This window comes from Ensifer sp. ZNC0028 (genome assembly GCF_000799055.1).
Lineage (GTDB): Bacteria > Pseudomonadota > Alphaproteobacteria > Rhizobiales > Rhizobiaceae > Ensifer.
The window spans coordinates 30,535-45,490 of the sequence record NZ_JTLA01000105.1 but is presented as its reverse complement, the minus strand read 5'-3'; the positions used below and the strand labels follow the sequence as shown (position 1 = coordinate 45,490).

At 64.1% G+C, this 14,956-nt stretch carries 11 protein-coding genes; 5 read left to right on the top strand and 6 right to left on the bottom strand.

All coding sequences use genetic code 11. The features are described from left to right. The first annotated feature begins 96 nt into the window (after positions 1–96). Both L981_RS24520 and L981_RS24515 read left to right on the top strand, forming a co-directional pair. On the top strand, positions 97–1,050 hold the full coding sequence (locus L981_RS24520; protein WP_043622430.1) for a methyltransferase: 954 nt from the start codon (positions 97–99) through the stop codon (positions 1,048–1,050). Positions 1,051–1,156: 106 nt separating this feature from the next. Further along, positions 1,157–1,792: a YitT family protein gene (locus L981_RS24515; protein WP_043622427.1), complete on the top strand. Its 636-nt coding sequence runs from the start codon at positions 1,157–1,159 to the stop codon at positions 1,790–1,792. A 100-nt stretch (positions 1,793–1,892) separates the two neighbouring features. Here the strand turns inward: L981_RS24515 and L981_RS24510 are convergent, their stop codons facing one another. Both L981_RS24510 and L981_RS24505 read right to left on the bottom strand, forming a co-directional pair. Next, positions 1,893–2,357, bottom strand: coding sequence for a carboxymuconolactone decarboxylase family protein (locus L981_RS24510; protein WP_043622424.1), 465 nt, complete (start codon positions 2,355–2,357; stop codon positions 1,893–1,895). A gap of 35 nt (positions 2,358–2,392) precedes the next feature. After that, positions 2,393–2,896, bottom strand: coding sequence for an Rrf2 family transcriptional regulator (locus L981_RS24505; RefSeq protein WP_043622421.1), 504 nt, complete (start codon positions 2,894–2,896; stop codon positions 2,393–2,395). 108 nt (positions 2,897–3,004) lie between these two features. On the opposite strand from L981_RS24505, the gene L981_RS24500 reads away from it, so the two are divergent. Together L981_RS24500 and pdeM are read left to right on the top strand one after the other, a co-directional pair. After that, positions 3,005–5,551, top strand: coding sequence for a ligase-associated DNA damage response DEXH box helicase (locus tag L981_RS24500; RefSeq protein ID WP_043622419.1), 2,547 nt, complete (start codon positions 3,005–3,007; stop codon positions 5,549–5,551). Positions 5,552–5,635: 84 nt separating this feature from the next. Continuing rightward, the gene (pdeM, locus tag L981_RS24495; RefSeq protein WP_043622416.1) at positions 5,636–6,361 is read left to right on the top strand and encodes a ligase-associated DNA damage response endonuclease PdeM; all 726 of its coding nucleotides are present in this window, start codon (positions 5,636–5,638) and stop codon (positions 6,359–6,361) included. Positions 6,362–6,412: 51 nt separating this feature from the next. Here the strand turns inward: pdeM and L981_RS24490 are convergent, their stop codons facing one another. From L981_RS24490 to L981_RS24475, 4 genes are all read right to left on the bottom strand, one after another. Next, on the bottom strand, positions 6,413–6,649 hold the full coding sequence (locus L981_RS24490; protein WP_034797129.1) for an Lrp/AsnC ligand binding domain-containing protein: 237 nt from the start codon (positions 6,647–6,649) through the stop codon (positions 6,413–6,415). 113 nt (positions 6,650–6,762) lie between these two features. Next, a complete protein-coding gene (locus tag L981_RS24485; protein ID WP_043622414.1) occupies positions 6,763–7,563 on the bottom strand; it encodes a TIGR02186 family protein in 801 nt (266 codons plus the stop codon). After that, the gene (locus L981_RS24480) at positions 7,563–8,489 is read right to left on the bottom strand and encodes a sulfite exporter TauE/SafE family protein (protein WP_043622412.1); all 927 of its coding nucleotides are present in this window, start codon (positions 8,487–8,489) and stop codon (positions 7,563–7,565) included. The genes L981_RS24485 and L981_RS24480 overlap by 1 nt, the downstream gene beginning before the upstream one ends. A gap of 340 nt (positions 8,490–8,829) precedes the next feature. After that, complete coding sequence (locus L981_RS24475) at positions 8,830–12,675, bottom strand: peptidoglycan-binding protein (protein WP_043622410.1); 3,846 nt, start codon at positions 12,673–12,675, stop codon at positions 8,830–8,832. Positions 12,676–13,155: 480 nt separating this feature from the next. Between L981_RS24475 and L981_RS24470 the strand changes: the two genes are divergently transcribed. After that, complete coding sequence (locus L981_RS24470) at positions 13,156–14,952, top strand: acyl-CoA dehydrogenase C-terminal domain-containing protein (RefSeq protein WP_043622407.1); 1,797 nt, start codon at positions 13,156–13,158, stop codon at positions 14,950–14,952. The last annotated feature ends 4 nt before the right edge of the window (positions 14,953–14,956 follow it).

Below are 14,956 nucleotides of genomic sequence, written 5' to 3'. Positions count from 1 at the left end.
GCGGGCACGGCTCGGGCTGCCGATCGCGCCAGATTCCGCTTGTATTTTGCGGCATCCGGCGTCAGAAGCGCTGATCGCAACCAACATCTCACATTGATGACGCTCAACCAGCTCTCCTCCGGCGACCTGATCGCCGACCGCCGCGCCGACTACGCAAAAATGCTTGCCGAGGGCGGCGAGCCCGCAAGCGCGGCCGAACTCATGGCGCAAGCGCTGGAACAGGCACCCAACTGGGCAGCCGGCTGGTTTCGGCTCGCGGACTATGAAGAAAAATCTGGCCGGAAAGAGGCGGCGATCGACGCGCTGAGGAAAACGCTCGCGCTCAGCCCCCAGGATATCTTCGGCGCCGGCCTGAAATTGGCGCTGCTCGGCGCTGCCGCCGTGCCCGAACAGCCGCCGAGCCTCTATGTCGAGCGGCTCTTCGACGACTATGCCGACCGCTTCGACAAGGCGCTGGTCGAGAAGCTCGGCTATACCGTGCCGCAGAAGCTCGCGGCGCTCATTCAAAGCCATGTCGGGCAAAGCCACACGGGAGGCCTCATCTTCGAGCATGTGACGGATCTCGGCTGCGGCACCGGCCTTTTTGGCGAGCGCATCCGGGATCAGGCACAGTTCCTCGAAGGTTTCGACATCTCCATCAACATGCTCGCCAAGGCCGAGGCGAAATCCACCTACGATCGGCTGGCCCGCGCCGACCTTTCTCTTTCTCCTGATGCCTCCGGCATCTTCGGCAACTTCGCGTCCGCCCGGGCCGACCTCGTCAGCGCCGCCGATGTGCTGATGTATCTCGGCAATCTCGACAGTGTCTTCGACATCACCACTCGGCTGCTCGCACCAGAGGGCTACTTCGCCTTCTCGGTGGAAGATGCCGGCGATGCCGAGGAGTTCCTGCTGCGGCCGTCGCTGCGCTACGCCCATGGCGAAGCCTATGTCCGCGGCCTCTGCACGGCGCATGGGCTCACACTGCTGGCGGTCGAGCGCACCGCCATCCGCATGGATGCCGGCGCGCCGGTGTTCGGCATCCTGTTCCTGGCGCGCAAGCCTGCATAAAACGCAAGGCAGAGTCGCAAAAATAGGTCAGCATAACTGACATATTTTTCTTGATTGTTGTTGTGCATTGCAGCATTGCTCAAGCCATCGCAATCGAGGATTTGCCATGGCCCAGATCAGCAGCGTTTTCGGTCTCTGGAACACCAGCCCGACCCGGCATTCCGCCGTTGAGGATCTGCAGGGCATCTTTACCGGCAGCCTGATCGCAGCGCTCGGCCTCTATTTCCTCGCAAGCGCCGGCCTATTGACCGGCAGCACGGCGGGCGTCGCCTTCCTTTTGCACTACGCCTTCGGCGTCAATTTCGGCCTTGCCTTCTTCCTGCTGAACCTGCCGTTCTTCTACCTGTCGCTGAAACGGCTCGGCCCGGCCTTCACGGTCAAGACCTTCATCGCCATCGGCGTGACCTCATTCCTGACCGACATCCAGTCGCGCCTCTTCCAGATCGGCACGATCCAGCCGGCCTGGGCGGCGCTACTCGGCGGCCTGCTGCTTGGCTACGGCCTCTTGGCGCTCTATCGCCATCGCGCCAGCCTCGGCGGCGTCGGCATTCTCGGTATCTACCTGCAGGAGCGTTTCGGCATTCGCGCCGGCCTCGTGCAGCTTGCGATCGACATGGTCGTGCTCGTCTTCGCCTTCGGCGTGACATCGCCCACGGTCGTCGCCTGGTCGGTGCTCGGCGCAGTCGTCTTGAACCTGTTCGTGGCCATCAACCACCGCGCTGATCGTTACATCGCACTCTAGAGCGCCGTGCGTTCACCGGAACGCGCAAGGACGCTCTAGGATGCAGAGCAGCTAGCCCCGAAGCGGACCTCGGGGCTAGCTGGAGCTTCCTTACAAGATATCAGGCGGCCATAACCGGCTGATCGACCGGATGCTGCGAGCGCAGTCCGACGGCGACACGGTTCCAGACATTGATGACGCCGATCGCCATGGTGATCTTGGTGATCTCGGCTTCGCTGAAGTGCGCGCGCAACGGCTCGAAATCCGCGTCGGGCGCGCCGGTCTGGGCAAGGTTGGTCAGCGATTCCGTCCAGGCGAGCACCGCGCGCTCACGCGCATCATAGATCGGCGACTCCCTCCAGGCACAGATCAGGTGGATCCATTGCTCGCTCATACCGGTGTGCCGCGCTTCCTTCACATGCATGTCGATGCAATAGGCGCAGCCGTTGATCTGCGAGGCGCGCAGCTTGATCAGATGGATCAGGCGCGGCTCCAGGCCTGATTCCTTAATGATGTAGCTGTCGAAGGCGGCCGCGGCCTTGTAGGCGTCGGGAGCGGCTTTGACGAAGTTGAAACGCGGCTGCATGGACTTCTCCTTGGGCTGAACAGGATTGATGGAGGTCAGGCGCTGGCGGACGATTTGCGCTCGTTGATCGCCAGAAAGGCTTCGGTTCGTGCCGATACGCTGCCGTCATCCTTGGCGTTGAGGTCATCCAGGATGCTGGCGATGGTCACGCGGCGCAGCTCGGCGCGGTAGGCCTGCTCGGCCTTCAGCATCGCGACATTGATGGTGCAAGGCGCCGTCGGCTTGCAGGCGTAGGGATTGGGACCGCGCAGGCGGATCTCATTGCAGCGGAACGCCGGCTCCGGGCCTTCGACCGCAAGCACGATATCGAGCAAAGTGATCCTCTCCGGCGTCTTGGCGAGACGGTAGCCCCCCTTGGGGCCCGGCACCGCTTCCAGCAGTCCGGCACCGGACATCGCCTGCAGATGCTTCAAGAGATAGCTGGTGGAAACACCATGGAACTCGGCAAGCGCTGCCGCCGACAGGGTGCTGCCGAGCTGAAGACAGCTCAGCATCGTCACGCTGTGAATGGCCTGCTCGACCCCGTCACCGAGTTTCATGGGCGCCTCCGTAATCGTGGATAGTTTTTATCTACGATTAGACCGAGAGTCAATCCTCGTGATTGCACCCATCGGACAGGCTTCTCTTTTGGCGGATTTGATCTACCTTTGTTCTCCGTGAACAGGATCGATTCCAGAGAGCCGCAGGGCGATGCCCTGAGCCTGCCCGCTCCCTTTCTGCGCTGGTTCGGCGAGAAGGGCTGGCGGCCGCGTGCGCACCAGCTGGAGCTGCTCGCCCGCGCCGAGGCCGGGGACAGCACGCTGCTGATCGCGCCGACCGGCGCCGGCAAGACGCTCGCCGGCTTCCTGCCGTCGCTGGTCGATCTCACCCGCCGTGGCAAAATTCCGCCGGGCTCAGCCTTCGTCGGCATCCACACGCTCTACATCTCGCCTCTGAAGGCGCTCGCCGTCGACATCGAGCGCAACCTGATGAAGCCGGTCGGCGAAATGGGGCTGCCGGTGCGTGTCGAAAACCGCACCGGCGATACGCCAACCGCCAAGCGCCAACGGCAGAAGCTCAATCCCCCGGACATTCTGCTGACGACGCCGGAACAGCTGGCGCTGCTGCTTGCCAACGGCGAGGCGCAGCGCTTCTTCAAGGACCTGCGCTATGTCGTGTTCGACGAGCTTCACTCGCTCGTCACCTCCAAGCGCGGCCATCTGCTTTCCCTTGGCCTTGCGCGGCTGCGCCGACTGGCGCCCGGCCTGCAGACGATCGGCCTTTCGGCGACGGTCGCCGATCCGATGGATCTGCAGCGCTGGCTGGCTCCGCAAGAGCCGAACGCGAACAATCACGCCGGCCTCGTCCAGGTAAAGGGCGGGGCCAAGCCGCAGATCACCATTTTGAAGACCGAGGAACACGTGCCCTGGGCCGGTCACTCGGCGCGCTACGCGATCCCCGACGTCTACGAGGCGATCAAGGAGCACGGTACGACCCTGCTCTTCGTCAACACCCGCAGTCAGGCGGAGCTTCTGTTCCAGGAACTCTGGACGAACAACGACGACAATCTGCCGATCGCGCTGCACCACGGCTCGCTCGACGTCGCCCAGCGCCGCAAGGTCGAAGCCGCGATGGCGGAGAACCGCCTGCGGGCGGTCGTCGCGACCTCGACGCTCGACCTCGGGATCGACTGGGGCGATGTCGATCTCGTCGTGCATGTGGGCGCACCGAAGGGAGCGAGCCGCCTTGCCCAGCGGATCGGCCGCGCCAACCACCGCATGGACGAACCGTCGAAGGCGATCCTGGTGCCGGCCAACCGCTTCGAGGTGATGGAATGCCAGGCGGCGCTCGACGCCAACTATATCGGCGCGCAGGACACGCCGCCCGTCGGCAAGGGCGCGCTCGACGTGCTCGCCCAGCATGTGCTCGGCATGGCCTGCGCCGCCCCTTTCGACCCACTGTCGCTTTACGACGAGATCACCAGTGCCTCTCCCTACACGACACTCGCCTGGGAGACCTTTGAGCGGGTGATCGATTTCGTCGCGACCGGGGGCTATGCACTGAAGACCTACGAGCGCTACGCCCGCATCCGCAAGACCAAGGACGGGCTCTATCGCGTCTCCAATCCGCTGGTGGCGCAGCAATACCGGTTGAACGTCGGCACCATCGTGGAATCGCCGATGCTGAACGTGCGCATGGTCAAGCGCAACGCCCGCGGCTCGCTCGGCCGCGGCGGTATGCCGCTCGGCAAGGTCGAGGAGTATTTCCTCGAAATGCTCTCCCAGGGCGACACCTTCATGTTCTCCGGCAAGGTGCTGCGCTTCGAGGGCATCCGCGAAAACGAGTGCCTTGTCAGCCAGGCTTTTACTTTCGATCCCAAGGTGCCGAGCTATGCCGGCGGCAAGTTCCCGCTGTCGACCTATCTCGCCGAACAGGTCCGAAGGATGCTTGCCGATCCGGCACGGCGTGCTGCGCTGCCGGAACAGGTGCGCGACTGGCTGTCGTTGCAGAAAGACGTCTCGATGCTGCCGCGCGAGGACGAGCTGCTGATCGAGACTTTTCCGCGCGGCAGCCGCCACTACATGGTCATCTATGCCTTCGAAGGGCGGTTGGCGCACCAGACTCTCGGCATGCTGCTGACCCGCAGGCTCGATCGCGCCGGGCTGAAGCCGCTCGGCTTCGTCGCCACCGACTATTCGCTGGCGGTCTGGGCGCTCGACGACCTCGGCGCGACCTTCGAGCTTAGGCGCGGCGCGCTTGCCGATCTCTTCGACGAGGACATGCTCGGCGACGACCTCGAAGCCTGGCTCAACGAATCCTTCCTCTTGAAACGCACCTTTCGCAACTGCGCCGTCATCGCCGGGCTGATCGACCAGCGGCATCCCGGCAAGGAAAAGACCGGCCGGCAGGTGACGGTCTCGGCCGACCTCATTTACGACGTATTGCACGCGCACGAGCCGGACCATCTGCTGCTCGAAGCGACCCGCAACGACGCGGCAACGGGGCTTTTGGACATCGCCCGCCTCGGGGATATGCTGAAGCGAATCAAGGGCCACATCACCCACCGACGGCTCGACCATATCTCGCCGCTGGCGGTGCCCGTCATGCTGGAGATCGGCAAGGAAATGGTCCAGGGCGAGGCACAGGACTTCCTGCTTTCGGAAGCCGCCGACGACCTGATCCACGAGGCGACGGGCGGTCTGGATGTGGGTTGATAGGAAAATGACCTTGAGAATGAGCAGTCAGTCGATGTCGGCGGATTATTACCCCGTCCGCGCACAACGTGCGAGACCGTGACCATGCATCGCCTTGCCCACGCCCACTCGGCTCAGACGACCACTCCCCTCCTCCACGCCCAGACAATCGTCAACGGCGTCGTCGCGATGTGCGATCCGCTCGGTAGCCTCTACCTGCCGGAGACGGGCACGCTCGTCGTCTCGGACCTGCATCTGGAAAAGGGCTCCGCCTTTGCCCGACGCGGCATGCTTTTGCCGCCCTACGATACGCTTGCGACGCTGCGCGTGCTCGAGGCGGCGATCGCGCGGCACGACCCGAAGCTCGTCATCAGCCTCGGCGACAACTTCCACGACCGCGTCGGCTCGGCCGCCATGCCCGATCATTTCCGGCATATGATTGCCGCCATGGCCTATGGACGCGAATGGGTCTGGATCAACGGCAACCACGACCCCGACGGCGCCTTCGGCCTGCCGGGCGCCTCGATGGACGAGCTTAGCCATGCGGGGCTGACCTTCCGGCACGAGCCGAAGCGCGGCGATGCCGTCGGCGAGATCGCCGGGCACCTGCATCCGGCAGCAACGGTGGTAAGACGGGAAAGAGCGGTGCGCCGCGCCTGCTTTGCGACCGATGGCACGCGCCTGCTGATGCCGGCTTTCGGTGTCACCACCGGCGGGCTCGATCTCAGGCACCGCGCGATGACCGGCCTCTTCGACCGCAGCAAGCTTGTCGCCCATATGCTCGGGCGCGACCGGATCTACTCGGTTCGCTTTGCCAATCTCATCGCTTGACGAGAGCGGCGAAAACGGCGCGGCTCTCCCGCACCGAGGCGCCGCCTGCGATTAAAACGCGTTGAAGGTCAGCGTCGTCAGCGAGCGCGAGATGCCCGGCACAGTGGCAATGTTGTCGTTGATGAACTTGCCGATGTCCTGGCCTTCTTCGATATAGACCTTGATGATCAGGTCGTAATCGCCGCTCGTCGAATACATCTCCGAAACGATCTCCTTGCGGTAGATCTCGTCGGCGACCTCGTAGGTCTTGCCGGGAGCGCACTGCAACTGGACAAAAATCGGTTTCATCGAGCTTCCTCTGTTTTTTATTTGCCACGGCATGCGCTGATGAAACGCACGCGGCATGCCTTTCCATAGCGCTCCGGCGCGCAAAAGGAAACGTCGGCGAAGATCGCCCGTCACTATTCCTTGCGGAAGATCAGGCTGGCGCCCCAGCCGGTGATGACGGCGAGCAGCACGGCCATCAGACCGTAGAGCAGCGGCTGCTGGTGTGCCGCCTGGGTGATGAACTGTTCGAGGCCGGTCTTGACGACACGCAGCGGCAGCGCCTTGGCGGCGACGAAGACGCCGTCGCGGAAGAGATAGGCGCGCACCACATGCACGCCGTTCGGCACGTTGGCCGGCAGACGCACCGACGCCTTGAACAGGCTGGAGCTGATGAACTGCACGCCGCCCGGATCGCGCTCGTAGACGCCGCTGGTCTCGCGGATACGGCGGAAGGCGTTGCGGAACTCGCCGAGATTGCTGCCGTCACCGACGAAGCCGAGCGGCACCAGCCGCATGTGATCGACGCCGATGCCCATATTGCCCATCTCGCCGGGCGGCGCGATCGTCTCGATATCGCGCGTCGACGACAGCGAATAGGATTCCGGCACCAACTCGAAGGTCATGGAACTGGTGTTGACCCAGATGCCGAAGACACGCTCCTTCTTGCGCACCGTCGCATTGTCCTTGGGCCCCTCGAGGCTGACGACGATGTTGTAGCGGCCCTGGGCCAGCAGGCCCTGGTCGAAGCCGTCGACCGCGCCGAAGATCGTGAGGTCGGCGCCGCGGAAATCGGAGGTGATGGCGATCTCGTCGGTGGAGATGCCGATCTCCAGCTTCTCGGTGAAATCGGCATTCTCGTCCTGCAGCGCAGCCAGGGCCGGAGCGGAGAAGGCGAAAGCCAGGAGCGTCAGAGCTATGTGGGCGAAACGGTGCATCAGAAACCGAACCCCGCGGATACGACCGAATAGACGTCTTTCGGCGGGATGATGAGTTCGATCGCCAGACGGATGCCGACAGCAAGAACAAGCAGGGCCAGCAATGCGCGCAGCTGTTCGCCGCGCAGCTTCTGGCCGACGCGCACGCCGTATTGGGCGCCGATGACGCCGGCGATCATCAGCACGAAGGCGAGCACGATGTCGACGGTGTAGTTGGTCGAAGCCTGGACGATGACCGTGTAGGCGGAAACGAAGATGATCTGGAACAGCGACGTGCCGACGACGACATTGGTCGGGATGCGCAGCAGATAGATCATCGCCGGCACCATGATGAAGCCGCCGCCGACACCCATGACCGAGGTCAGGATGCCGATGCAGAAACCGAGGGCGATCACCGGAATGACGCTCAGATAGATCTTCGACTTCTTGAAGCGCATCTTCAGGGGCAGGCCATGCACCCAGTTGTGCTGGCCGGGACGGCGCAAGGTCGTCTGCTGGTTCTTGGCCGCCTTGCGCATGGCGACGACGCTCTCCCAGAGCATCAGCCCGCCGACGGTGCCGAGCAGCACGACGTAAAGCAGCGAGATCACCAGGTCGAGCTGGCCGAGGCGGCGCAGCAGCGAGAACAGCCAGACGCCGACGGTCGCGCCGGCAAGACCGCCGCACAGAAGCACCGTGCCGAGCTTGATGTCGATGGTGCCTCTTCGGAAATGCGTGATCGCGCCGGAAATCGACGAGGCCACCACCTGGTTGGCACCGGTCGCCACCGCGACGACGGGAGGAATATTGTAAAAGATCAGGAGCGGCGTGATCAGGAACCCGCCACCGACGCCGAACATGCCGGACAGAAAGCCGACGGCAGCGCCCATACCGAGAATGATGAGTATGTTCACCGACAACTCTGCGATGGGCAGATAGATCGTCACGCCGGATCCTCGATATGCCAACGGCCCGCGATGCGGGCAAACCAGTTAGTGTGGCAAGCAAATCACCACGATTGAGGGATTATTCGAAGGGCCGGCACCTCCCCCGAGGGCGAGGCGGCCTCCGTCATGCACTCCTGCAGCGTTGCGCTTCCGCCAGGACGTGCCAAGGCCACGAATCGGACCTTGATTGCTGCATCGGTTCTTCCTTAGCCCGATTCCGATTAAGGAATTATGCAGCAGCCCGAGATTTCAACCTTTTCAGCCACATGGCGGATGGCTTCGCCACCCGCAACCCGTGTCGCCCGGCTCTGCGGCTTTATTACGGCGCTGGGCCTGAGGGTCAGGAATTGCGCTTCAGCAATTCCTTGACCAGCTGCTCGGTGATTTCGCCCGTCGGCTCCTGGCCGACCGACTTCTGGAAAGCCTTGATGGCAGCGACGGTCTTCTTGCCCATCTGGCCATCCGGCTTGCCGGCGTCGAAGCCGTTGTTGTTGAGGATCGCCTGGATGTTGCGGACCGCCTTGCTCATGTCGACGCTGGCCGTCTTGTTGGCCGGGCCGACCCATGCATCCGGAACGTCGACGCTGTTTGCCTTGGCGTCGACCGGCTCAGCCTTCCAGGCTTCGGCCTTGGCCTTGGCGCTTTCGAGCTGCTCCGGCTTCATCGCCTTGGCAACCTCGTCGCGCTTGGCGCCCGCATCGAGATCGCCTTCGCGGGCAGCCGCCGAGAACCACTTGTAGGATTCCGTCAGATCCTGCGGCACGCCGTTGCCGCGGGCATAGAGAACCGCAAGGTTGAACTGGCTGTCGCGGATGCCGAGTTCGGCAGCCTTCGCAAACCACTTCGTTGCCTCGTTAAAGTCAGGCGCGCCATCGCGGCCACTTGCCAGCATGACCGCGAGATTGTGCATGGCGCTGGCGTTGCCCTGGCCGGCGGAAGCGATATAGAGCGCCTTCGCCTTGGCCGTGTCGCGCGTCACGCCGGTGCCCTTTTCGTAAAGGGTTGCAAGACGGTACTGAGCCGGCACGACGCCGGCATCGGCGGCGCGCTGATACCATTTCGCGGCTTCCGCCATGTTTTCCTGAACGCCCCGGCCCTCGGTGAAGCGCACGGCGATTTCGTAGAAGGCGAGCGGGTCGCCACCCTTGGCGGCCGTCACCAGGGCGACCGGGCCGAAACCTTCCGGCAATACCACGTCGGTCGCCACGGCTGCGGCGGCAGTCGTCGACGGGGTCATCGCGGCGCCATCGGCCGGCGCGCTTGCGACCGAAACGCTCGCCACCGGCGTCGCTGCAGCCGCTGCCGGCTGGAACTCGGCGACCGGCGTCTTCGTCTCGGCGACAGGCGCAAGCATCGGCGCCTTGCCTTCCGCCGGCGTTGCAAAGCTGGTCGTCGGCACGGTCGTTGCCGTCACCGCGATCGAGGCCTCGGGGGTCTTTGCCGGCGCTTCAACGGAATCGAGCGGTGGCGCAACAGCGCTTTCGGACGCAGCGACCGGTGCTGCCTGTGCCGCAACGGTCGTGCCCTGCACCAGTTGGTCGTCGGCGACCTTGAATTCGGATGCCTGCGGGTTGACCGTCTGCTCGATGACCGCCACCGGTTCGACCGGCATCTCGTCCTTGTTCAGCATCGAGCTGACCAGCGGGTAGGACATGATCGCCAAAAGCACGGCGCCGACGGCCATGAGGATCGGCCGGCGATGACGGGCAAAAGCGCCGCCGATGCCGGACGTCGCGGCCTTGTCGCTGGTCTTGTTGAGGGTGTCGGCTTCCTCGACGGCGAGCTGGGCGGCGCGGCGAGCCGCGGCGATGAAGTCAGACTTGTCGCCATCGGCCGGCTGAATGCCTGCCTTGTTCATCTGCCCGGCGCGTACGCGCTCCAGGATCTTCTTCACGTCCGGAACGCCGGAGCCCGGCTCAAGCAGCTGGTTGGCTTCTTCCGGCGCCAGCATTTCGGAGGGATCGATCGACGGCGTCGGCTCGACGAGCTTGCGCGCCTGCTCCGGTGCCTGTTCCGAGCGCTTGCCGGAAAAGCGACGGGTGAGGCCGGCGAGCAGGCCTGTGCGGCCAGCGGCTACCGGCTCGCGCTCTTCCTCGAGCTCGACGGTCGAGATCTGCGCATCGTCGGCAAGGGCCGTTACCGGTTCGGCGGCCTCGGCTGCGACGGCCTGGTCCTCCGCCTGGAGGGCGCGGACATTGCGCTGCAGGTCGTCGTAGCGATCATCGAGGTCGCCGCCACCGAAGGGGTCGTTGAACTCCGGCTGCGCGGCACGCGGCATCGGAGCGGCTTCGCGTACCACCGCCATGGCAGGCTGGGCCGCCAGTGCCGGCTCGCGGTTTTCGATGCGTTCCAGCTTGTCGGCGATGTGGACGAGGGTTTCGTGCAGCGCCTCGAACGTGCGCGCAGTCCGCTCCTCGCTGGAGCGGCTCAAGTCCTCAAGTGTCCGCAGATCTTCGGCGAGTGCCGAGATCGCGGCCAGGTCGCCACCGGAGGAGGCCTGCGAAGGGCCGTTCTTGGAATAGGCTTCCATCACCGCTTCGGCCGCCTGACGGGCGGCTTCGACGATGTATTCGTCGCTGGTCGAGAAATAGTCCTCGAGCGCGGTCATACGGTTTTCGAAATCGACGGGCATTACGCTCTGGGCGACGTCCGTCCGCGGCTGGCTGACCAGCGTCGACAGGTTGGCGATCTGGGCTTCAAGGTTCTGAAGTGCCGCGCGGTCGTCGAACGGCGCTGCCTGTGTTTCCTCCAGCCGCTGGGCGATACCGGCCAGGCGATCTTCCAGCCGGTCGAAACGCGGATCGGATACAGGCTGGGCGCCATGGGCGTCGAGCTCGTCTATGCGGCGGGCGAGATAGTCCAGCCGCTCGGCCAGAGCGTCGTTGACGCTGCCCTGGTCGAGGGCCTCGATCTTGCGGGAGATATCCGACAGGTAATCGTTAAGGTCCGACTGCGCCGTCCTGTTGCTGCGCTCCATCATCAGCGACAGCTGGTCCAGCCGCTCTTCCAGGCGGGCGGCGGCCTTTTCGCTTGCGAGATCCTCGACACGGACGGTCAGGGCTTCCAGACGGGCGCTGAGGCCCGAATCGTTCGGGCGCGACAGGCTGTCGATCTGGTGGGAGAGATCGCCGAGCCGGCTTTCGAGGCGATTGACGAAGCCGGTATCAAGCCCCTGGGTCGTGCGGCTGTTGGCGGCAATGGCGCGGCTGATTTCGTCGAGCCGGCTGTCGAGATCGGCAAACTGCGAGACGAGGCGGCGATCGTCGGGCTGGATCTGCCGGCCGAGCATTTCGATCGCCTGGGCAACGGCGATAAGCTTGTCTTCGAGCACATCGACGGCGGAGCTGCTTTTCAGCGAGCCGATCTGCGACTTGATTTCGTCCAACCGATAGGCGAGCGCGACCAGTTCGTCGTCGCGGCTCTGGTCGAACGCGATCAGCCGATCCTCGACACCATTCCAGCGGTTTTCCATGCGGCGCATGCTGTCTTCGCGCGCAAGTCCGTCGATCATCGCACGCAGGTCGTCGAAATCGCCGCGCAAGGCGTCAGCCTGGGCGGGCGAGGCCTGACGGCCGAGATGCTGGATGCTGTCGGCAAGGCGCTGCATGTCGCCACGCACGTCTTCGGCGAAGCTGTGATCCTGCGCCTGGGCCTTGATGCCGCGAATTTCGGAGCGCAGCGAATTCATCTCGCGCGTCAGGCCGTCGGTGATGTCGCGCTTCAGGTCCTGGCGCAAACCGACGAGGGCTTCGGCGATATCGTTGACGGCCGCGGAGGCGCGCTGCGGCTGGCTGTGAAGCTGGGGGCGCGGCTCTTCGACGTAGCGGTCCTGGACCGGCCGTTCGGAAATGGGGCGTTCGGAAGCGGGGCGCTCGGGGGCATACCGTTCCGGCCCGCGCTGCGGCAGCCGGTCGCTAAGCGCTGGGCGCTCGCGCGAGGCGCTGAGGCTGCGCTGGCGTTGCATGATTTCGGCGACGGCATCGCGGGGCGATGCCGTTTCCCGGACGGGTTCGCGGGCGGGCTGGCGCTCGGGTGGCCTTGGCGCCGGGTCGCGAGCCGTACCGCTCATCAGGCCTTCGATCCGCGCCTCCAATCCTTCGATGGTGCGGTTCAAGGCGTCGAGCGACGGCCGCTCGCTATAGGACTGGCTGCCTGCGCGCTGAGGATTTGATCGCAATCCACTCATGTTGTTCTTCGCCCCTGTCGTCGGCCATCTCGAAAGTCGTCACGGAAGAAAACTGCTTTCTTCACCCCTGTGGCGCTTCCGACGCGGGCAAAACTACAACGATGCGACGCCAGGACAGGTTGCAGCTTTGACCATCTCAACACGCACCTTTCACGAAACGTGGTAAACAAGCGGTTAACCTGCGGATGATTTTTTAACGATTTGGCAGGATCGTACGAAGTTGAGGCGCTGCGGTGCCGCCGACCTCCCCCACACGCCACCAAACTGCGCGACACGCAATTTTTGACGTTTACGCAAACGTCAAAATTTTGTAGCATCCGGCCAACGATGCGAGACCGCCCCGGCGGCATCCGCTTTCCCGTGGAAAAACGGGAGGAGAGGATGCTCTGGAAACAATGAGGATGGCGGCGCATCCGGCATCCTGCAACCGGGCGTCGACGACGACAGACGGCGGCCCGAAGCACCAAAGGCGAGGAAAGAATGCCCATCTACAAGGCTCCGGTCGACGATACCCTCTTCATCCTGAACGACGTGCTCGGCATCGAGCGCTACAACAACCTGCCCGGATTTGCCGATGCGACGCCCGACATGATCGAGGCGATCGTCGGCGAAGCCGCCAAGCTTGCCGAAGAAGCTCTGTTTCCGGTCAACCTTTCCGGCGACCAGGAAGGTTGCAAGCGTCGCGACGACGGTTCGGTCAGCGTGCCGAAGGGCTTCAAGGAAGCCTTCGACCTCTACCGCGAAGGCGGCTGGCTCGGCCTTGCCGTGCCTGAAGAATTCGGTGGCCAGGGCCTGCCCTATACGCTGCACACCGCCGTCGGCGAATACATGTCGTCGGCCAACATGGCGCTGACCATGTATCCGGGCCTCACCCAGGGCGCGATCGCAGCGATCCTCGTGCATGGCACGGACGAGCAGAAGCAGGCCTACCTGCCGAAGATGGTCGCCGGCACCTGGACCGGCACGATGAACCTGACCGAGCCGCATTGCGGCACGGACCTCGGCCTCCTGCGCACCAAGGCGGTGCCGACCGGCAATGGCGCCTACAAGATCTCCGGCCAGAAGATCTTCATCTCCGCCGGCGAACACGACATGTCCGACAACATCGTCCACCTGGTGCTCGCCCGCATCGAGGGCGCACCTGAGGGCGTGAAGGGCATCTCGCTGTTCATCGTGCCGAAGTTCAAGCTCAACGCCGATGGTGAGCCGGGCGAACGCAATGGCGTCTCCTGCGGCGCGATCGAACACAAGATGGGCATCCACGGCAACTCCACCTGCGTCATGAACTATGACGAGGCCGAGGGCTATCTCATCGGCACGGAGAACAAGGGCCTCAACGCCATGTTCGTGATGATGAACGAGGCGCGCCTCGGCGTCGGCCTGCAGGGCCTCTCGGTTGCCGAAGTCGCCTACCAGAACGCCGCCAACTATGCCCGCGACCGCATCCAGGGCCGCTCACTTTCCGGTCCGAAGGCGCCGGACAAGAAGGCCGACCCGATCATCGTGCATCCGGACGTCCGCCGCACGCTGATGACGATCAAGGCCTTCAACGAGGCCGGCCGCGCCTTCACGCTCTGGACGGCGCTGAAATCCGACATCGCGCACCGTTCCGACAACGAAGCCGACCGCCAGGCGGCGGACGACATTCTCGGCCTGATGACCCCGATCCTCAAGGGCGTCATGACCGACAAGGGCTTCGACCACGCCGTCATGGCGCAGCAGATGTTCGGCGGCCACGGCTACATCGAAGAACACGGCATGAGCCAGTATGTCCGCGATGCCCGCATCGCGATGATCTACGAAGGTGCCAACGGCATCCAGGCGCTCGACCTCGTCGGCCGCAAGCTGGGCCTCAACGGCGGCCGCGCCGTCATGGCGCTGTTCAAGGAGATCGGCGATTTCTGCGAGGAAAACCGCGGCAACGAAAAGCTCGCCGCCTATACCAAGGCGCTGAAGAAGGGCCTCAACGACCTGCAGGCCGCCACCATGTGGTTCATGCAGAACGCCATGGCCAAGCCCGACAATGCCGGCGCCGGCTCGACCGACTACATGCACCTCTTCGGCCTCGTCGTGCTTGGCTACATGTGGGCGAAGATCGCCAAGACGGCCGAGGAAAAGCTTGCCTCTGGCGAAACGGCGCGTGCAGACTATCTGAAGAACAAGCTGATCACCGCGACCTTCTTCATGGAAAGGATCCTGCCGGAAACGGGCCTGCGCAAGGCCCGCATCGAAACCGGCGCCGACACGCTGATGGCGCTCGACGCAGCCGCTTTCTAATCTC